18 protein-coding genes are annotated in these 18,699 nt (G+C 56.9%); 11 read left to right on the top strand and 7 right to left on the bottom strand.

The features are described from left to right. Positions 1 to 75: 75 nt before the first annotated feature. Together dapD and AB5Y73_RS15065 are read left to right on the top strand one after the other, a co-directional pair. Positions 76 to 903 carry a 2,3,4,5-tetrahydropyridine-2,6-dicarboxylate N-succinyltransferase gene (dapD, locus tag AB5Y73_RS15070; RefSeq protein WP_005338581.1) on the top strand — a complete coding sequence of 276 codons (828 nt, stop codon included), beginning with the start codon at positions 76 to 78 and terminating at the stop codon, positions 901 to 903. A 126-nt stretch (positions 904 to 1,029) separates the two neighbouring features. After that, complete coding sequence (locus tag AB5Y73_RS15065) at positions 1,030 to 1,413, top strand: DUF3461 family protein (protein WP_005338583.1); 384 nt, start codon at positions 1,030 to 1,032, stop codon at positions 1,411 to 1,413. A gap of 278 nt (positions 1,414 to 1,691) precedes the next feature. Here AB5Y73_RS15065 and ptsG read toward each other — a convergent pair whose 3' ends face one another. From ptsG to AB5Y73_RS15035, 6 genes are all read right to left on the bottom strand, one after another. Then, the gene (gene ptsG / locus AB5Y73_RS15060) at positions 1,692 to 3,122 is read right to left on the bottom strand and encodes a PTS glucose transporter subunit IIBC (RefSeq protein ID WP_005338586.1); all 1,431 of its coding nucleotides are present in this window, start codon (positions 3,120 to 3,122) and stop codon (positions 1,692 to 1,694) included. Positions 3,123 to 3,545: 423 nt separating this feature from the next. Continuing rightward, positions 3,546 to 4,538, bottom strand: a complete 993-nt coding sequence (locus AB5Y73_RS15055) for a MalM family protein (RefSeq protein ID WP_181294854.1) — start codon at positions 4,536 to 4,538, stop codon at positions 3,546 to 3,548. Positions 4,539 to 4,615: 77 nt separating this feature from the next. Beyond that, a complete protein-coding gene (locus tag AB5Y73_RS15050; RefSeq protein ID WP_042081112.1) occupies positions 4,616 to 5,878 on the bottom strand; it encodes a maltoporin in 1,263 nt (420 codons plus the stop codon). Between the two features lie 542 nt (positions 5,879 to 6,420). Further along, a complete protein-coding gene (locus AB5Y73_RS15045; RefSeq protein WP_019445214.1) occupies positions 6,421 to 6,861 on the bottom strand; it encodes a flavodoxin in 441 nt (146 codons plus the stop codon). A gap of 90 nt (positions 6,862 to 6,951) precedes the next feature. Next, positions 6,952 to 7,725: a tRNA pseudouridine(65) synthase TruC gene (gene truC / locus AB5Y73_RS15040; RefSeq protein ID WP_041202291.1), complete on the bottom strand. Its 774-nt coding sequence runs from the start codon at positions 7,723 to 7,725 to the stop codon at positions 6,952 to 6,954. After that, positions 7,722 to 8,057, bottom strand: a complete 336-nt coding sequence (locus AB5Y73_RS15035; RefSeq protein ID WP_005338596.1) for a YqcC family protein — start codon at positions 8,055 to 8,057, stop codon at positions 7,722 to 7,724. The genes truC and AB5Y73_RS15035 overlap by 4 nt, the downstream gene beginning before the upstream one ends. Before the next feature lie 276 nt (positions 8,058 to 8,333). Between AB5Y73_RS15035 and AB5Y73_RS15030 the strand changes: the two genes are divergently transcribed. The 5 genes from AB5Y73_RS15030 to AB5Y73_RS15010 all read left to right on the top strand — a co-directional run bounded on the left by AB5Y73_RS15030 (position 8,334) and on the right by AB5Y73_RS15010 (position 11,266). Beyond that, a complete protein-coding gene (locus AB5Y73_RS15030; protein ID WP_103251461.1) occupies positions 8,334 to 9,374 on the top strand; it encodes a DUF3549 family protein in 1,041 nt (346 codons plus the stop codon). 111 nt (positions 9,375 to 9,485) lie between these two features. Then, positions 9,486 to 9,785 carry a DUF3301 domain-containing protein gene (locus tag AB5Y73_RS15025; RefSeq protein ID WP_005338600.1) on the top strand — a complete coding sequence of 100 codons (300 nt, stop codon included), beginning with the start codon at positions 9,486 to 9,488 and terminating at the stop codon, positions 9,783 to 9,785. A gap of 74 nt (positions 9,786 to 9,859) precedes the next feature. Then, complete coding sequence (locus AB5Y73_RS15020; RefSeq protein ID WP_005338602.1) at positions 9,860 to 10,096, top strand: DUF2789 family protein; 237 nt, start codon at positions 9,860 to 9,862, stop codon at positions 10,094 to 10,096. An 84-nt stretch (positions 10,097 to 10,180) separates the two neighbouring features. Then, positions 10,181 to 10,477 (top strand): DNA-binding protein, encoded by a 297-nt coding sequence (locus AB5Y73_RS15015; protein ID WP_005343755.1) that lies wholly within the window; start codon positions 10,181 to 10,183, stop codon positions 10,475 to 10,477. A gap of 3 nt (positions 10,478 to 10,480) precedes the next feature. Beyond that, complete coding sequence (locus tag AB5Y73_RS15010; protein ID WP_110303303.1) at positions 10,481 to 11,266, top strand: Zn-ribbon-containing protein; 786 nt, start codon at positions 10,481 to 10,483, stop codon at positions 11,264 to 11,266. A gap of 92 nt (positions 11,267 to 11,358) precedes the next feature. On the opposite strand, the gene syd is transcribed toward AB5Y73_RS15010, so the two are convergent. Further along, positions 11,359 to 11,907 (bottom strand): SecY-interacting protein, encoded by a 549-nt coding sequence (gene syd, locus AB5Y73_RS15005; protein WP_118854223.1) that lies wholly within the window; start codon positions 11,905 to 11,907, stop codon positions 11,359 to 11,361. 204 nt (positions 11,908 to 12,111) lie between these two features. On the opposite strand from syd, the gene queF reads away from it, so the two are divergent. The 4 genes from queF to ppnN all read left to right on the top strand — a co-directional run bounded on the left by queF (position 12,112) and on the right by ppnN (position 18,657). After that, complete coding sequence (queF, locus tag AB5Y73_RS15000; RefSeq protein WP_181497532.1) at positions 12,112 to 12,960, top strand: NADPH-dependent 7-cyano-7-deazaguanine reductase QueF; 849 nt, start codon at positions 12,112 to 12,114, stop codon at positions 12,958 to 12,960. A gap of 210 nt (positions 12,961 to 13,170) precedes the next feature. After that, positions 13,171 to 15,441, top strand: coding sequence for a hypothetical protein (locus AB5Y73_RS14995; RefSeq protein WP_118854224.1), 2,271 nt, complete (start codon positions 13,171 to 13,173; stop codon positions 15,439 to 15,441). Positions 15,442 to 15,536: 95 nt separating this feature from the next. Next, the gene (locus tag AB5Y73_RS14990) at positions 15,537 to 17,153 is read left to right on the top strand and encodes a diguanylate cyclase (RefSeq protein ID WP_118854225.1); all 1,617 of its coding nucleotides are present in this window, start codon (positions 15,537 to 15,539) and stop codon (positions 17,151 to 17,153) included. Positions 17,154 to 17,301: 148 nt separating this feature from the next. Further along, entirely contained in the window at positions 17,302 to 18,657 is a 1,356-nt protein-coding gene (gene ppnN / locus AB5Y73_RS14985; protein WP_019445906.1) for a nucleotide 5'-monophosphate nucleosidase PpnN, read from the top strand. Positions 18,658 to 18,699 lie beyond the last annotated feature (42 nt).

The raw sequence follows: 18,699 nt of genomic DNA, 5'->3' as shown, positions 1-18,699 counted from the left end.
GAATTCCGGTCAACCCCTTAAAAAGGGTCGGAAAAGTGTGATACAACAAACAGAATTTTTTAAAGGAAACCTGTCATGACCGAGTTGCAACAGATCATTGAAGCGGCCTTCGAGCGCCGCGACACCATTACTCCGGGCTCCGTGGATAGCGCCACCAAGTCCGCCATCCTGCAAGCCATCGACCTGCTGGACTCCGGCAAAGCACGGGTTGCCGAGAAGATCGCCGGTGAGTGGGTTGTCCATCAGTGGTTGAAGAAAGCGGTACTGCTCTACTTCCGCATCAACGACAACGGCATCATCAAGGGCGACGATGCCCAATACTACGACAAGGTTCCCCTCAAGTTCTCCAACTACACCGCTGAGCAGTTCAAGGAAGCGGGTGTGCGCGTGGTGCCGCCGGCAACAGCCCGCAAAGGCTCTTTTATCGCCCCCAATACCGTGCTGATGCCCTCCTATGTCAACATCGGCGCCTTCGTTGACGAAGGTACCATGGTCGATACCTGGGCCACTGTCGGCTCTTGCGCCCAGATCGGTAAGAACGTCCACCTCTCCGGCGGCGTCGGCATCGGCGGCGTACTGGAACCGCTGCAGGCCAACCCGACCATCATCGAAGACAACTGCTTTATCGGTGCCCGCTCCGAAGTTGTTGAAGGGGTGATCGTCGAGGAAGGTTCCGTCATCTCCATGGGCGTCTTCATCGGTCAGTCCACCCGCATCTATGACCGCGAAACCGGCGAGATCCACTACGGCCGTGTACCGGCTGGCTCCGTGGTCGTCTCCGGCTCCCTGCCCTCCAAGTGCGGCAAGTACAGCCTCTACGCGGCGGTGATCGTCAAAAAGGTCGATGCCAAAACCCGTGCCAAAGTCGGCATCAACGCCCTGCTGCGCTCCATCGACGAGTAATCAGCATTGTTGTGATGAAAGGGCGCCTGATGGCGCCCTTTTCATTTTGGCGCCCCTGTCACAGGCAAGCCATGAGGCATCGGTTAAGATGGATGGGACAGGATCGTTTCAAACCGAGGAAGCCTGATGTACGAGAATCTGAAGAGCCTGGGGATCCAGGATCCCGCCTCCGTCGACAGCTACACCCTGCGCCAGGAGGCCAACCACGACATCCTCAAGATCTACTTCAAGAAGCAGAAGGGCGAGTTCTTCGCCAAGAGTGTCAAATTCAAGTATCCCCGCCAGCGCAAGACCATGCTGGTCGACTCCGGTACCCATGAGTACAAGGATGTCACCGAGATCAACGCCAACCTCAAATATGTGGTGGATGAGCTGGATAACCTGACCCAGGGCGTCCATCAGCAGGCCGACCCGGACATCAAGCAGAAGATCCTGCGCGACCTGCGCCATCTGGAAAAAGTGGTACAGAACAAGATCAGCGAAATCGAACGGGATCTGGAGAAACTCTAATCCCCTCGACTCGACAAAAGAGCGCCCAGGTGGCGCTCTTTTTATTGGCTGATTACTGGATGACTTTATCTGGCTATAAGGTTGATCTGGTGATTGTGTGCGATAAGGCGAGCGAGGCACAATGCCGACAGAGGGCATCCCGTTACATATCGCATCTTGGGCAAAGAGACTCCTGCCGAGATCGATCTACAGCGACTCGCACGCTACAAGCAACCAAAAATAGCAAGAGGGAGGCTTTCGCCTCCCTCTTCAAGAACTCTGGTATTCAGGCAACAGAATTAGTTGCTCTTCATCCAGATGTCCATGTCGGTTTTCAGGTTGTCGGACTTGGTACCGAAGATGGCTTGAACGCCGGAACCAGCCACTACCACACCGGCAGCACCCAGTTTCTTCAGACCAGCCTGGTCAACCTTGGCAACATCTTTCACGCCAACACGCAGACGGGTGATGCAGGCATCCAGAGAAGCGATGTTCTCTTTACCACCGAAGGCGGCAACCAGAGCAGCAGACATCTCGTCTTTGCCTTGGCCAACGGCCTCTTCAGCAGTCTCGTCTTCACGACCCGGGGTTTTCAGGTTCATGGCACGGATAACGAAGCTGAATACCACGTAGTAGATGGCCGCGTAAACCAGACCCAGACCAACCAGCAGCAGCATGTTGTCGGCACGCGGTGATTGCACCACGAAGTCGATAAAGCCGTTGGAGAAGGTGTGACCGTGTACGATACCCAGAGAGTTGGTCAGCACATAAGCCAGGCCAGCCAGTACAGCGTGAATTGCGTACAGAACCGGAGCGATGAACAGGAAGGAGAATTCAATCGGCTCGGTGATACCGGTCAGGAAAGAGGTCAGGGCTGCAGAGGCCATGATACCAACGATCTTGGCACGGTTTTCCGGCTTGGCAGCGTGAGCAATGGCGAACGCAGCAGCAGGCAGACCGAACATTTTGAACAGATAGCCACCAGCCAGCTGACCGAAGCCGTTACCGGCAGCGCGGGAAGCGTCATCAGCAGTCAGGAAGCAGGTCATGATACCGTGAACAGTTTCACCGGCACCGTTGACGCAGGTACCAGCCTGATAGAAGAACGGTACGTTCCAGATGTGGTGCAGACCGAACGGGATCAGGGAGCGCTCAACCACGCCGTAGATACCGAAGGCCAGTACCGGGTTCTGGTTGGCAGCCCAGTCAGAGAAGGCGCCGATGGCGCCACCCACTGGCGGCCAAATCACGGACAGGATCACACCCAGACCGATGGAGAGGAAACCGGTGATGATGGGTACGGCACGTTTGCCCGCGAAGAAGCCCAGGTACTCTGGCAGCTGGATCTTGTAGAAACGGTTGAAGGCCCAAGCAGCGATACCACCGGCCAGGATACCACCCAGCACGCCGGTTTCGATGGTTTCAACACCCATCACAGGTGCCATGACCTTCAGGGTTGCAACCATGATGCCGTAGCCAACGATGGCTGACAGACCGGATACACCGTCGTTATTGGTAAAGCCCAGAGCAACACCCACTGCGAACAGCAGGGCCATCTGGCCAAATACGGAACCACCGGCTTGCTCCATCAACTGGGAGACAATTTCCGGCATCCAGCTGAAGTGGGCAGCACCCACCCCCAGCAGAATACCTGCGACTGGCAAGACTGATACTGGCAGCATCAGCGCCTTACCAACCTTTTGCAGATTAGAGAAAGCATTTTTGAACATTGTGTGCGCTCCTGAATGGATTGTCGTCCCTGAACGATCTATCTGGATGAAATAAGCACTGATTCATTCAGATATCTTCGAGTCGGGCTTGTTTATTTTGACCATCAGAATATAACCCAGCGGGTCATAAATTGCTGCTTTCGAAGGCGGGGGAATATTGAATTTGGAGGGAAGATCACAACTTGTTTAGCGGCTAAAAAACGCATCTGATACAAGTTAATAATCTGCATTATCACTTTATTACAAAGACATATAAATAGCAGTTTCACTTTGTATTTTAATAATACTGTTTACATCAAAAAGCAACTCACTGTAACCTAATGTAACGGCGTGATTTTTATTTATTACAGTCTACCGATTAAAAAGGCCTCCAACAAGGGAGGCCTCAATAAATATATCTGACCAGTAAATGGTCGTATTATTCTATTTTTGCGAGCGCTTGACCGCATCAATAAACACGCTTTTTGCCTTGGTTGAACCGGCCCGCTCGGCCTCGTTCACCAGCTTCATCGCCTTGTCGATATCCCCCGCCTTGACCGCTTTTTCGATCTGACTCTGGTAGAAGGCTTCTGTTTCACTCAACATGGCAGGAGCAGGTTTGGCTGCGGTTGCCCCAGCCACTGCAGTTGCAGCGGTAGCAACTGGCACAACCAACTTGTTAGGGGTCGCATCCACGATCGGTGTATTGGCATCGATCGCTTCCTGGTAAACCGGCTTGTAGAAGTTATCCCCCAGTGCACTGGCACTCATATCTTCCACATCAATCTTGACCACACCCCATGCAGAGTGCGGGATCAACGGATCCTTGGCACCATAATCCTGCACGCTCAAGGACTTGGCCATCATCTTGGAAGGACTCATGGCTTGGGTGGTCTGGCTCAAGGTTGCCTGAGTGGTGTAAATCACCATATAGGTTTCATTGTTCGGATTGCCGACATAGGAACGGTCGATGGTAAAGACGCCTTCAACCCGATCGCCATCCAACATACGCGCTGGTTTGTAGGTAATGATGTCAGCACCAATGGTGCGGGTCGGCTTGAACTGGGAATCCAGCAGCAACACTGTGGGGTTAAACAATGTCTTGTCAATCAGACCCGCAACTGTGATCTTGAGATCACCGGAATTGGTCGGCAATTTGAAGGCGGCGTAATAGCTCTTGCCTTCCGGGAAGTTGAATGCCGGAGAGCTGCCATCTATGGCAACCACTCTTTTCTGCTCAGCAGCCAACGGCTGATACTGCAACTCGTTGATATTAGTGCAACATACGGTGGCTGAGCCGAGCTGCTGAAGTGCGCTGGCACGGCTATCGAGGATGCTCTTGTACTCCTGAGTCGGAGCCACCGTTGCCTCAAGCGACGCACATGCCGTCATCAGAGTGGAACACAAAATCGTCAACGCTACCTTGCTATATTTCATCTGCATACCCTACACGCCATCTTGAAAAAAAGAGCCCCCGACAAGCGGGGGCGACTTGAAATCAGGTGATGGAGAGATTACCACCAAGCTTCAGCTTGTACACCGAAGTTCCAAGCATCGTCTTGGTTAACTCCGTTGCTATCTGCACGGAAAGCCCCATCTTGCTGTACATAGGAGGCGAAAACACGGATTTCAGGACGAGCCCAGAAGCCGGAACCAGCAGACCAAGCCTGAGCCAAAGTATACTTGGTGCCATCAGTGGAGGACTCTACCCCACCTTTCTTGGTCTGGTTATCCTTGAAGTAACCCACCTCTGCGATGGTCTTCATTACATCATTCCATTTGTACATCGGGCGAACTACTGCAGAGAAAGTATCTTTATCGTCATACTGAGTGCCCCACTCAGTAAAGTCTTTGGCCTGTGCATAAATCAACTGATGGCCAAATTCAACCTTGTCACCAACTGGCAATACACCCCAGTTGATAAGACGGAAGCCATCACCACTGCTGGAGTTAGACTGCAGACCACTCCCTGAACCGGCACCATAGCTAACACCTTGAGCAGCCAGACCATCCATAAAGTACTGAACTACAGTCTTGTTGAAACCACCCAACATTGACTGGGTCAGCTCGGCGGTCAGCATGTGTCCATCGTTGATATTAGGATTCTGCTTGTCTTGCAAATCAGTCGGGTTGGCCATGGCAAAGTCATAACCAACTTCAAGAGATGCATCAGTCCACAACGGGATACCGGCATAACGGATATCAAATACGTTGGTATCCATTGTCTTTGCTGATGGATCACCAGTAATTGCATCCCATGGGTCGTTACGCAGTACAGCAACAGAGAGCTTGCCAGGACCAACCTCAATATTTTCTACACCAGCACCGGCACCGGAAACATCCCAGTAGTAGGTATCGGAGATATGGATGTCATGACGTTGGTAGTAACGCTTACCCGCCCACAGGGTTTCGTTCCCACCAAACAGGTTTTTAGCCTGCACATTGAACTGGCGAAGAGCAAAGTCTGCATCTTTTCCATCAACACTCTCCCAGTCACGCTTCTGGTTTGAGGTCATGGCAAACATGGAGTCGACATAGAAAGTCTGGTTGTTCTTGTTGTAAACCTCTTGGCCCAGCTGAACTTCACCATAAGTGTCATTTTCTTGACCAAGACGACCCAAGCGGTTTTTACCCGCAGTTCCCAAACTTTGCATATCGCCGTTATCGGAAACACCGACGCCGGAACGGAAGTAACCGTGGAAATCTACGGCAAAGGCGGCTTGGGAAGCCAGGGCGGCAGTAACAGCTGCTGCAATCGGGAGCCACTTCATTTTCATTGTCATATTCCTTATTTCCCGCAGTGAGGAGTGTGATCCTGAATATTCAACTTCTTATCACCATGTAATCCTGTTGGTGATAACCGAGGTTGATTATAGGGAGCGTATTTCACGACAAATATGAAGCGACTCACAAAATGGCGACAAATCGCTCGGCAAACGATCGCCACAACACCTGTTAGCAAAAAAACGTCCAACAAGGCAACAATTAACCAATAAAATCGCAGAACAAGCGATCGCACCAAACTTGAAAGCGTTACCAGCAATTAATTTGCGACTGAACCAAAGTCATTATTTTACGTTCGAATGACAAAAACATGACTGAGATCGCTTTCAAGATTGAACTTTTATTTGGAGAACGGGTCTGCGGTGCGCTTGAAACCATTACGCCGATGGAATGCCAAAAGGGGAAAATATCCCTCCGCCACTATCGACAATAAGCGTGGGAAATATGCTTGCTGAGTGAGATGACATTTGTGCAAATAACAATCCCCTGCCAGTTAAGGATCAGGGGATTGATATGGCTCTATTTCAAAGAATATTCAGGGCTGAATATCCCACTTTTTCAGCCAGCTGAGTGCCACCTGTTCGGGTTCATCGTGCACGGTGGCATCCAGCTCCAGCGGGGGCATCACTCGCGTGGCGCCCAGCTCTTGCAGCAACCCGTCCAGCCGACGGCCCGCGCCACAAAAATGGTCATAGCTGCTGTCACCCATGGCAATCAGGGCATACCGCAGCCCCTTGAGCCAGGGCGCCTTGTCAGCCAGCTCGCTGGCAAAGGGCTGCAGATTGGGAGGAATGTCCCCCTGCCCGGTGGTGGCACTGACCAGCAATAAAAAACGGCCGGGGTCAATGTCCGCCAGCCGTGCTTCTTCGTGCAGAGAACAGTGATGCCCCTTGCGTTCCAGCTCATCTGCCAAGGTCTCGGCCACCAGCATGGCTGCGCCGTAGACAGTTCCTACCACGATATCGATCTGCGCCATTCTCCTCTCCCTGCTTGAGTCACTCTTTTGAGCAACTCTATCAGCAAGCTGGCGTCAGATGCCACCGGTTCAAGGCTGAAGATCAGGCGCTTAGTAGTCGCTCTCGCTGGCGGGCCAGCCCAGCTCGGCAAACAAGCGCAACACATCCTGACCGAGCGGAGCCTGGATCCGCATCGGCACCTTGAGCACCGGATGGGTAAAGCTCAGGGTGCGGGCCACCAGCAACAGCCGTTCGCAGCCAAAGTGCTCGCGAAAGAAACGGTTGTGACGACCATCCCCGTGGGTGGTATCCCCGACGATGGGGTGGAACAGGTGATCCATATGGCGGCGCAGCTGATGCTTGCGGCCGGTCTTCGGGAACAATCTGACCAGACTGTAGCGACTGGTGGGGTGCTTCTTGGAGACCGCGTGGGGCAGCTCGACCTGATGCAGGCGCCGGAAGGTGGTGACGGCATCCTGCGCCGGACGATCCGGGTTGCTCATGGCATCGGCAATCTTGTCCAGCTGCTCCTTGAGGGGGTAGTCGATCACCCCCTGCTCGGGCGCCCAACCGCGCACCAATGCCAGATACTCCTTGTGCACCTGACGTTGGGTGAAGGCTTCGGTGAGTGCGCGGGCAATCACCGGATCGAGCGCAAACAGCAGCACACCGGAGGTGGGTCGGTCGAGGCGATGCACCGGATAGACATGGCGACCACCGATGAGATCCCGGGTCATCTGCATGGCAAAACGGGTCTCGCCCTTGTCGAGCCAACTGCGGTGCACCAGTAGACCGGACGGCTTGTTGACCGCCACCAGCCACTCATCCTGATAGAGCAGGGTCAGCTTCAAGTCACTCTCTTCTCGGGTTTGATCTGGCATCATTGTTCGATCACTTTGCCGGAGAGCAGCAGATCGAAGCGGGCGATCAGGCGCAGCAGCGCTTCTGCTTCGGCCAGATCTTCTTTGTAGACTTCGCTGGCCATGGGATAAAGGGAGACGCTGGTGGGCAACGGCGCCTGCAACATCACCAGCTGCTCCATGCGCGGGATCAGCACGAACTGCAGCCACTGATCAAAGCTCAGGGTATCGACACAAAAAGGCAGGGTGCTTGCTAGGGCTTCGTCACCGGGATGGTCAGCTTGCCAGCGCTCAAGGCGCTGCAACTCGGCGGTGAGTTCCCCCAACAGGCCAGCTACCAGCAAATATTGATTCATCTCGCTCTCTTCCTCATAACCACAGATTGATCCGCCGACCCGACAGGGTCAGCCAGAATGCCGATACATTCGGTCGCGCAGCACCGGCGATTCAGCCGGCTCATCGACATACACGGCAGCCAGCGCGGCCTGCCGCCTTTAAAAAAGGGCGATACTATACACCTCCCCCCGCATGGCTGCCATGTTGATATCTGCCGCAGCGCACGTCTGCTGCCACTGGCTATCCTCGGCAAGGGCCTTATAATCGGCCCGCATCACCATTAGCCGGATCTCACCATGTCTGCGACGCCTACTGCCATCAATACCTTGACCGAATTTCTGACTCAGGCTGGCACCCAGTTCCAGCTGTTTGACATGGGCCGCCAGGTGCGGCCACTGGCAAGCGATACCTTTGTGCGCATCGAACAGCAGCAGGAGCCCTATCCCTGGCCGCTGCAACAGCACGCCTGGCTGGGTGTGCACTTCTTCCAGCCGAGCGAGTCTCGCCACTACCTCTGGTTCCTCAAATTCGCCCTCGATGAGCGCGGCCTGCTGATGTCAAATGGTCCCAAGCTGTTCATGGATCAGGTGGTGGAGACCCTGGGCTACAAGCTCACCGGCGATCTGGACGAGGAAAAAGCCCAGCGCTTGGCCGACAATCCCTACACCTTCCGCCCGGCGGAGGCCAAGATGGCCAGTCTGCACGCCAAACTGGCGCGCCAGCTGGAACAGGCCCCTTCTGCCTATTACGATGCCCTCTGCCACTATCTGGCCGCCCCCAACGACACCGGTTGGCAGACTCTGGGGCTGCAGGGCTTTGCCGACCTGGCCGAACGGCTACATGATGAGCGCAATCTGGCGCTGATCTGCAAGGCGCTGCCCAAACTGCCGCAGGAGCCGCTCTATGCCCTCTGCCAGAGCCTTGAAAACGCCCCGCTGCCGCCAGCAGTACAAGGCGCCCTGCTTGAGCGGATCGGCAAGGAGCAGGAGTGCGCCGCCCCCAACCCTGAGACCCTGGCCTACCTCTGCCGCGCCATGGCCTCCTGCCCCGGCAGCACTTTGCGCACCAACAAGCTGCTGACCCTGCTGCAAACCCAGCCAAGCCCGGCGCTGCTGCTCGCCATTGCGGGCCGGCTCTGGCCCGATCTGAAAGATGCCAATCTGCTCAGCCACTATCTGGAACAGCTGGCACTGCAACCGACCCAGTTCTTCAATCAGGTTTTTGCCGAGTTGGTCACTTTACCGGCCCTGCGCAATGATATGCTGGCCAGACTGCGTGACCCCGACCGCAGCGATGCGCTGGGCAAGGCCATCGGCCGTCTGTTTGCCTCGGCCTGATCCCTCGCCTCCCCCTCACGCCACGAGGCAACACGGCGGGAAATAGAAAAGGAGATCGGGAGTGCCGAGCAGGACTCCCGGTTATCGACATCACGATAAGGAAGCCCGCCTATGGGAGAGATGCTCGGAATTTTGTTGCTGATTGCCGTAGCCGGCCTGTTCTGGCTGCAACGCCAACAGGCAGAAGTGGCCTGGCAATACATGCGCCGCTACTGCCAGCACCATGATCTGCAACTGCTGTCACTGGCTCGCCATCGGCGGGAGCTGGCACATAATCCCCTGCGGCTGCTGACCCACTATCAGTTTGAATTCTCCAGCGATGGCGAGAGCCACTATCAGGGCACCCTCAAGATGCAGGGGCTGCACGTCGTGGGTGTTGATCTGCCCCCCCATCGAATTCCCTCTGCCTGATCCCCAATCTCGTCTCTGCGCCCGATGGCTGTGCCTGTCTATAATCTCAGGGATTAAACAAAGGGAGAGACGAGATGGAACCCCTTGTCCACGATCTGCCAGCCCTGTTTGCCCAGCTCGGGATGGCCAACGACGAGCTGAGCCTGCACCGCTTTGTGCACGACCATCACCTCGACAATGAAACCCTGCTGCCGGAGGCCGGTTTCTGGAACGCCGCCCAGGCCAGCTTTCTGCGCGATGCCCTGTGGAACGACTCCGACTGGTGCGAGGCGATCGACCAGCTCGATGTGATGCTGCGCCAGCCCCGCTAAGCCGCCCGCCCCTTTCCTCCCCTGCTGGCTTTGGTTAAGATCCCGCCCCGATATCGATCCCCCCTTCTCACCCAGAGCATGCTTATGTCCGCCCACGAGATCATCCGAATTGCCAACGAGCTGGCCGCCAAGGGCCTGACGCCCACCACCGCCATGATCAAGGCCCGCCTCACCCAGCCTGTGCCGATGGCCGAGCTGCTGAAAGTGCTGAGCCAGTGGAAGCAGCAGCCAGTTGCGACCGCCGAGAGCGAGATCCTGCCAGAGGCTGTGCCTCAGCCAGCACCGGAGCTCACCCTGCAGCAACTCGCCGAACAGCTCGCGCGCATCGAACAGAAGGTGGATCGCCTGACCGACCTGCTCCTCCAGCAGGGGCAAGGCTGAGCCATGTATATCGTCGAACTCTGCTTTGAGTGTTACCGCGATACCTCCCTTGGCGAAGCCGAGCGGGCCATCGTCAACTACCTCGACATGTTGCGTTATCAGGGTCAGATCCTCGGGCGGGAGTTCCCCACCAGCATGCATGACGGCTATTTCGTCAGTCGGGTAGTCTGCCCGGAGCAGGATAGCCTGCACCCCGACAACCAGAGCGAGCAGGTCAAACTGGCCGAACAGCAGCTCAATCAGGCCGGGCTGCTAGCGCCAAAACTCCAGCTGCAGGGGGCGGATCTGCTCTCCGATAGCACAGATCCTTGCGGCCAGCAGGGCGAGCGACCGAGCTGGATGATGCTCTACACCAGCTTCCTGCACACCTGCTCGCCTCTGCGCTGTGGCGACCACTTCGCCCCCATTCCGCTCTACCAACTGCCCGCGGTCGCCAACGGCGATCAGAAACAGATCATCAAGTGGCAGGAGGATTGGGAGGCGTGCGATCAGTTGCAGATGAACGGCTCCATCGCCGAACATGCGGCGCTGCACGAAATCGGCGAAGTGGGCAGCCGCCTCTACCGGCGCGGCAGCGATCTGGCCAAACGGCTGGAAGTGCTGAGCGGCATCCCCACCTACTACTACCTCTATCGGGTGGGCGGGCTGAGCGCCGCCGAGGAGAAGGCGCGCCCCTGCCCCAGCTGCGGCGGTGAGTGGGCGCTGGCAGAGCCACTGCACGAGATCTTCGACTTCAAGTGCGACAGCTGCCGTCTGGTCTCCAACCTCTCCTGGGATTTCAAGGATTAAGCGCGTTCCCTGTACGCGATGCCATAAAAAAGAGCCTTGCCGCATGGCAAGGCTCTTTTCGTTCCGATGGGTAACCTTGGCTCGAGCAGGTGCTATTGCGGCAACGTCTCAAGCCGTTCCAGAAACGCCGGCAAGGAGGGCGCCAACGTCAGACGGCGGCCGGAATCGAGCCACTCCAGCCACACCTGACCACTCTCGTTATCCAGCGAGATGAGCGTCATCTCGTTACGGGTGGTGGCAATAAAGATGGAGGGGGTTCGTTTTAGCTTGCGCAGCATCAGCAGGTGGCCGATGAGGTTCTCCCTGAGCAGGTCGAGATCCCCGTCGTTCCACGGCAAGATCAGTTCAAGGCGCAGCCCCTTGAAAAGGCAGGGGATGGGGCGACTGAACCAGTGGCCAAACAGGGTGGTCGCTGCGGGATGAAGCTGCAGCTCCAGCGCCTCGTTCATGGCGGTGAAATCGCCGGGCTCGGAGCGCTGGTGAGGGCGCCAGGCCACCCGACCATCGGCGGGCTCACCAAGCTGGCAGGGGGAACGCCAGTCCGCCTCCCACTCGCACAGGGGCAGGCCTCGTCTGGCCTCGCCATCCCGTTGCCAGCGGGCAAAAAAGTGCTCCAGGGCAGACAAAACTTGATCCGACATCGAAAATCCCCACAATTGCTGGCAAAGTCCGCTATTGCACCACCAAACCCGGTAACAGACAAGGTTGCCAGCCGACCTAGTGACCCGAGAAACAGAACCCGGGATACAGAGAGGCCGACGCCCAAGCCAGACGGCTGCAACCATCCGGCCCTGCAATGGCCCGTTTCATTCCACTCATCATGAACACATTACGTGAGCAACCCTGTGAGCAAACAAGATAGATACGCCGGGGCCAGCGCCCTGACCGGCCTGAGCCTGGGCCAGCAATCCGATTACATCAGCCAGTACACCCCCTCCCTGCTGCAGCCGGTTCCCCGCAGCCTGAACCGGGATGATCTCCAGCTGGGCGATGATCTCCCCTTTACCGGTTGTGATGTCTGGACCCTCTATGAGCTCTCCTGGCTCAATGCCAGGGGCAAGCCGATGGTGGCGGTGGGTGAAGTGGCCATTCCGGCCACCAGTGCGAACCTGATCGAATCCAAATCCTTCAAGCTCTACCTCAACTCCTTCAACCAGACCCGTTGCGACTCTATCGAGGCAGTCGCCGCCATGCTGGCCAAGGATCTGAGTGCCTGTGCGGGTGAGACCGTCAAGGTGACCCTGTTCCCCCTCGACAAGGCGCCGCACCAGATTGCCCAGCTGCCCGGCGAGTGCATCGACGAGCAGGATATCGAGGTAGACAATTACGAGTTTGATGCGTCCCTGCTGCAAGGGGCGGCCGGTAGCGAACAGGTAGAAGAGACCCTGCACAGCCACCTGCTCAAATCCAACTGTCTGGTCACCAGCCAGCCAGACTGGGGCTCTGTAGTGATCCGCTACAAGGGGCCGAAACTCGATCGGGAGAAGCTGCTGCGCTACCTCATCTCGTTCCGCCAGCACAACGAGTTCCACGAGCAGTGCATCGAGCGGATCTTTATCGACCTCAAGCACTATTGCCAGCCTGAGCAGTTGACCGTCTATGCCCGCTATACCCGTCGCGGCGGCCTCGACATCAACCCGTTCCGCTCCGATTTCGAAGCCGTGCCCGCCAACTTGCGTCTGATCCGCCAATAAAGTCGGGCTGCGACAGAGAGGGCAGTCGCACTGCCCTCCATGACTGGTAAAAAGGTTTCAATCGATGCTTTGCGCAGCTGGGATAAGGGGGCTGGATAATAAAATCCAGACGAAACTCACTTGCCGGCCACCAGCAAACCACAGTAAACGCTGGACTCGCAGGGGGGGGCTTGGATAACATGCCAACACCTCTGCGCCGTCCTTAATCCAATGAATCAACTGTTTTTTCTGGCCATGATGATGTCCTCCCTGTCAGCTCCGAATCTGGATCTGGACAAGGAGCAACTCTCTATCGATCTGCAACAAGCGCAATCGATGGTACTGACCGATCCTGCCAGATGCGTCCAGATCACCACCGCCTTCCTGACGCGCGCAGCCAATAATCCCCAGCAAATCATCAGCAATCGCCAGGAGTTCGGTTATCGCGAACCCATCCTGAGTTACAGCACGGCGGCCCAGACCATAGGCGCCCACCTGCTCAAAGGGGAGTGTCTGCTGCAACTGGGCCAATATCAGGCCACCCAGCAAGCGCTCGACAAGGCGATGACGCTGGCAGACAAAGAGCGGCAACCGGAACTCAAGGCCCACGGCCTCTATCTCAAGATCCGCAGTCAGGCCCTCAAACCGGATAACCAGAGCACCAGCCGCGCCCTGATGGATCAACTGGACAAACAACTGGCCGTCCCCACGCTCAAGCAGAGCCAGCTCCAGATTTATGGCCGCCTGCAACGCACCAGCTACGACATCGAGAACCAGCACTTCGATGATGCCAAGGCCCACTTGGCAGATGCGCGGATCTGGGCCGCCAAGACCCCCAATCCCCTCGCCAGTGCCTGGGTCAGCGCCATCAGCGGCGACCTTTATCGCGCGCTGCAGCAGCCACAGCTGGCGCTGGGGGAATATATCGATGCCCAGCAACAGGCCAAAAGCCTCAATGACCCGCTCTTTCTCGGCCTGCTGTCGAACCAGATAGTCAAACTCTACCAGCAGGAACAAGAGCCCCAGAAAGCGCTGCAGTATGCCAATGAGGCGGCCAACTACTTCCACTCCATCGGCAACCCTTCCCTGCTGTGCGACTCCCTCATGGTGCTGGCGCGACTCAACCGCGAGCAGGGCGACCTCAATATGGCGCTGGTCTACTTCTTCAATGCGCTGGATCTGCTCGATGAGGGGAGCAACCGACCGCAAGCCTCCCTGCTCAAATACGAAATCGGCAAGACCTACCTGCAAAGCGGCAACCTCTCGCTGGCCAGCAACTACCTCAATGCGGCTCGTCAGTCCCATGAGCTGAGCGATGCCAAAGAGCCGCTGATCGATACTCTGCTGCTGCTCGGCGAGCTCTATCTGAAGAAACAGGAGGCCGCCATCGCCATCCTGCAGTTGGAGAACGCCCGCGCACTGGCCAATCAGCTCGGCGATACCCGCCGCCAGTACGAGGTATTCCGCCTGTTGTCGCTGGCCTATGAGCAGAAGGGGTATCTGCGTCAGGCTCTCGACAGCTACAAGCGCTTCCACCGACTTGGCGAGGAGGTGCGCCAGCAGGAGCAGGCCATGGAGCAGGCGGCGATCCGTGACAACTATGTCCAGGTCGAGCGGGTGCAACATATCAAGGAGCTGGAGCAGCGGCTTAACAACAGCCAGCATCAGCAGGAGCGCTATCTCTGGTCGAGCATCACCACCAGCCTGCTGCTGGCGCTCTTTATCTACCTCTTCTTCACCCTCTGGCTCAAGCTGCGTACCGCCCGCCTGCAACTGAAACGGACCAATGAGGCCCTGCTGATCGAGCCACGCTCGGGGCTGGCCAACTGGCAGCGGCTGATGAACCGCTGGCCGCGGGAGATGGCAAAGCGCCAGCTGAAATCGGATCGCTGGTACCTCAGTGAACAGCCCTCAAGCGAGTTCGATGACAAGCTGCACTATCTGCTGTTCCGGGTGCCTTTCCTGGTCAACACGCTGGAGCGCCACGGCTATCAGGCCAGCAGAGAAATCGAGCAGGCCTTTGGTGCCTATATGGACACCCTGACCCCGCAAGATGGCCGTATCTATGACTTGCGTGAAGGACACATGCTCTATGTGGTGCCACAGCGCCATGTGACCAACCTGCATCAACTGGCGGGAGACCTGCTGACCGCCATCGCCGCCTTCCCTTGCAACTATCCGCTGGATCGCCGGATCAGCCTCGGGATTGTCAGTCACCCCTTCCTGCCGAAAGCGGCGACCGCGCTCGATCACAATGGCCTGTTTGACCTCTGCTATCTCGCCCTGTCGGGAGCCATTCAGCTCAGTGAAAAATGCCAGCAAAACGCCTGGTTGGAGCTGGCTGCGATCGATTGCCAACAAGCGGCATTTTTTAATGGAGATGTGTGGCAATGCGGCCTGATGGCAATTGACAAGGGACTGGTAAAAGTCAATTCTTCTCATGAAAAGCAATGGGTTAATTGGCCCAGCCTTGCAAGGAAGCCGGCAGCCGATAACCACTAGGAAATAATGTAGATAACAGGCGAGGATCGAAACCAGGTTCGACCACTGTTGCTATCCAACACCAAAAACAATAATGACAACAGGGCGACCTGATAATGAATGACATCGCTGCCGTAGCAGGACAATTGGCAAGACTCAGGGAATCCCTTCAGCAGAAACAGCTGGAACTCGACGGCGTACTGTCGTTTTCCGATGCAGAGCGTGCCCGTGGTATTCAGTTTATCAACAAGTTGATGCTCTCCTGCCGTGGCTTCGACCGCGAGCTGGACAATCGCTTCGCCAAGCTCAAGCAGAAACTGGATAACAATCCCGCATTTACCGCGCTAGACGAGGATCTGCTGGCCATTGAAAAACTGCTGCAGCAGCACAGCAATGTGCTGGAAGAGTCGATCACCCTGACCCAGACCGCCATCGAGCTTGGATCCAAACAGCTGAAAAACATCAAGGGCTTCCCGGAAGAGACCCGCAAGTCTCTCAAGGAATTTCTGGCAAGTCCCGCCGGTTACGGCATTGCCGATCACCAAAAGAAGGTGATCAAGCTGTTGGAGTTCTACCAGCAGGCGATCAAGATCCAGCTGCTGCCAAGCCAACCCCTGTTGGCACCTTCAGGTGCAACTCAACAAGAAGGCGATACTGCCAGCAACGATGGCCAGCCCGATGTCGACCCGTTTGATCTCAAGGATCACGCCCGTATCGCCGATGAGCTGCAGCGGCTTATCACCGAACTCGACTTTGCCGGCGCCATCGGCGAGAGCCTGAGCGACATTCGCCGCCAACTGCTGATCGGGATCAACCCTGCCCTGCTGGCGGAAACCTGCCTGCAGGTGATCGAGCTCATCATCGAAGGCACCCGTGAGGAACGCAAAGCCTCCCGCGCCTTCCTCAGCTCCCTCAACGAAAGCCTCTCCGCAGTACATGTCGGGTTTACCGAATCCCTCGATGAGGGGCGTGCACTGCAAAACGAAACCCGCGAGACCCGCGAGGCGCTGGTCAACGAGTTGCAGGCGATCGATCACTCCCTGGCCAGCCATAACTCCATCGATGCGCTCAAGCGCGCCATCTCCGGCCATATGGGCGCCATCAACCTGCTGCTGCAGGAGCGTGACAGCACGGCGGCGCGGGAGCGTCACCTGCTCACCCGCCTCTCCACCATGGAGTCCAAGCTGCGCTTGATGAAGGAGGAGACCGCCGAGTACAAGAAGCGGCTGACCATTCAAAAACACAAGCTGTTCCTCGACAGCCTGACCCAGGTGCACAACCGGGCTGCCCTCGATGAACGGCTGGAGCAGGAGTACAAACGTTGGCTTCGTTACCGCACTCCGCTCTGCATGGCGATCATCGACATCGATCACTTCAAGAACATCAATGACAACTACGGCCATATGGCGGGTGACAAGGCGCTGAAAGTAGTCGCCAAGGCGCTGCAAAGCGCGCTGCGTGATACAGATTTCATCGCCCGTTTTGGTGGAGAAGAGTTCGTGGTGTTGCTGCCCAACATCAACCCGGACAAGTTCCAGAAGCCGCTGGAGACCCTGCGCCAGACCATCAAGAGCATCCCGTTCCGTTTTCGCGATGCCAAGGTGGAGATCACCATTTCCATCGGTGCAACCCTGTTCAAGGATGGGGACAACCCGTCAGATGTGTTTGAACGGGCGGACAAGGCGCTCTACCACTCCAAGCACACCGGTCGGGATCAAGTGACTCTGGCCTGACAAGCGGCTAAAAAAACAGCGAACAGTCGGCGCCCTATTTCCCTCCACCCTCTGTTACCACTACTATCGATCTCAGGGGATGCAACATAGCGTCCCCTTTTCTCCCCAGGGAAAAACACAACGATAACAAGTGAGTAAAGGGGAACCTATGATTACGCACATCAATCCCGTTGGCAGCATGGATTTGCTGTCACAGCTTGAGGTGGATCGCCTCAAGCAGACTGCCTCCAGCGATATCTATCAACTGTTTCGCAACTGCTCGCTGGCAGTGCTCAATTCAGGTAGCCATACCGACAGCTCCAAGGAGATCCTGGAGCGCTTCAAATCGTTCGATATTCATGTGATCCGGCGCGAGCGCGGGGTCAAGCTGGAACTGTTCAATGCCCCCGAGCACGCCTTTGTCGATGGCGAGATCATTCGCGGCATTCAGGAGCACCTCTTCTCGGTGCTGCGCGACATTCTCTATGTCTCCAATCAGCTCGAGTCCAACCGCCTGGTCAATCTGACCAACTCCACTCACATCTCCAACGTGGTGTTCGCCATTCTGCGCAACGCCAAGGTGATCCTGCCCGGCGCCGATCCCAACCTGATCGTCTGCTGGGGTGGCCACTCCATCAACGAGATCGAGTACCAGTACACCCGCGCCGTGGGCAGCGAGCTGGGCTTGCGTGAGCTGAACATCTGTACCGGCTGTGGCCCGGGTGCCATGGAGGGCCCGATGAAGGGGGCCGCCGTCGGCCATGCCAAACAGCGGGTGCGCAACGGCCGCTACATCGGCCTCACGGAGCCTTCCATCATTGCGGCAGAACCGCCCAACCCCATCGTCAACGAGCTCGTGATCCTGCCGGATATCGAGAAACGGCTGGAAGCCTTCGTGCGTCTGGGCCATGGCATCATCATCTTCCCGGGCGGGGTCGGCACCGCCGAAGAGCTGCTCTATCTGCTCGGCATCATGATGCATCCGGCCAACGAGCGGCAGCCGATGCCCATCATCCTGACCGGCCCGAAAGAGAGTGCCGACTACTTCCGTGCCATCGACGACTTCATCAAGGCGACCCTCGGTGAACCTGCGACCAAGCTCTACCGGATCATTGTCGGCGATGCACCGGAAGTGGCCCGGGTGATGAAGGAGGCGATGCCGAAAATCCGCGAATATCGCAAATCGGTCGGTGATGCCTACTCTTTCAACTGGTCCCTCAAGATTGAGCCGGAGTTCCAGCTCCCCTTCGAACCGGATCACGCCAGCATGGCCAGTCTGGATCTGCACCGCAACCAGCCGCCCCAGTTGCTGGCCGCCAACCTGCGTCGTGCCTTCTCCGGCATCGTCGCTGGCAACGTCAAGGAAGGGGGCATTCGCGCCATCGAGAAGAAGGGCCCCTTCAAGCTGCACGGAGACAAGGAGTTGATGCACCTGATGGACAAACTGCTGGAGAGCTTCGTCAAGCAGCAGCGGATGAAGCTGCCGGGCAGCCAGTATGTGCCCTGCTACGAAATCGTCCGCTAGGGTACAGATACATCATCGACAGAGGGGCGCAGCGGCGCCCCT

The sequence above is a fragment of the Aeromonas sp. s7(2024) genome, from assembly GCF_040907825.1.
GTDB lineage: Bacteria > Pseudomonadota > Gammaproteobacteria > Enterobacterales > Aeromonadaceae > Aeromonas > Aeromonas veronii.
The sequence above is the reverse complement of the archived record's forward strand: the minus strand, read 5'-3'. Positions and strand labels throughout refer to the sequence as shown.

Coding starts and splice junctions, on each gene's coding strand:
- dapD (WP_005338581.1), top strand. CDS start 76: ATGACCGAGTTGCAACAGATCATTGAAGCGGCCTTCGAGCGCCGCGAC.
- AB5Y73_RS15065 (WP_005338583.1), top strand. CDS start 1,030: ATGTACGAGAATCTGAAGAGCCTGGGGATCCAGGATCCCGCCTCCGTC.
- ptsG (WP_005338586.1), bottom strand. CDS start 3,122: ATGTTCAAAAATGCTTTCTCTAATCTGCAAAAGGTTGGTAAGGCGCTG.
- AB5Y73_RS15055 (WP_181294854.1), bottom strand. CDS start 4,538: ATGAAATATAGCAAGGTAGCGTTGACGATTTTGTGTTCCACTCTGATG.
- AB5Y73_RS15050 (WP_042081112.1), bottom strand. CDS start 5,878: ATGAAAATGAAGTGGCTCCCGATTGCAGCAGCTGTTACTGCCGCCCTG.
- AB5Y73_RS15045 (WP_019445214.1), bottom strand. CDS start 6,861: ATGGCGCAGATCGATATCGTGGTAGGAACTGTCTACGGCGCAGCCATG.
- truC (WP_041202291.1), bottom strand. CDS start 7,725: ATGATGCCAGATCAAACCCGAGAAGAGAGTGACTTGAAGCTGACCCTG.
- AB5Y73_RS15035 (WP_005338596.1), bottom strand. CDS start 8,057: ATGAATCAATATTTGCTGGTAGCTGGCCTGTTGGGGGAACTCACCGCC.
- AB5Y73_RS15030 (WP_103251461.1), top strand. CDS start 8,334: ATGTCTGCGACGCCTACTGCCATCAATACCTTGACCGAATTTCTGACT.
- AB5Y73_RS15025 (WP_005338600.1), top strand. CDS start 9,486: ATGGGAGAGATGCTCGGAATTTTGTTGCTGATTGCCGTAGCCGGCCTG.
- AB5Y73_RS15020 (WP_005338602.1), top strand. CDS start 9,860: ATGGAACCCCTTGTCCACGATCTGCCAGCCCTGTTTGCCCAGCTCGGG.
- AB5Y73_RS15015 (WP_005343755.1), top strand. CDS start 10,181: ATGTCCGCCCACGAGATCATCCGAATTGCCAACGAGCTGGCCGCCAAG.
- AB5Y73_RS15010 (WP_110303303.1), top strand. CDS start 10,481: ATGTATATCGTCGAACTCTGCTTTGAGTGTTACCGCGATACCTCCCTT.
- syd (WP_118854223.1), bottom strand. CDS start 11,907: ATGTCGGATCAAGTTTTGTCTGCCCTGGAGCACTTTTTTGCCCGCTGG.
- AB5Y73_RS14995 (WP_118854224.1), top strand. CDS start 13,171: ATGAATCAACTGTTTTTTCTGGCCATGATGATGTCCTCCCTGTCAGCT.
- AB5Y73_RS14990 (WP_118854225.1), top strand. CDS start 15,537: ATGAATGACATCGCTGCCGTAGCAGGACAATTGGCAAGACTCAGGGAA.
- ppnN (WP_019445906.1), top strand. CDS start 17,302: ATGATTACGCACATCAATCCCGTTGGCAGCATGGATTTGCTGTCACAG.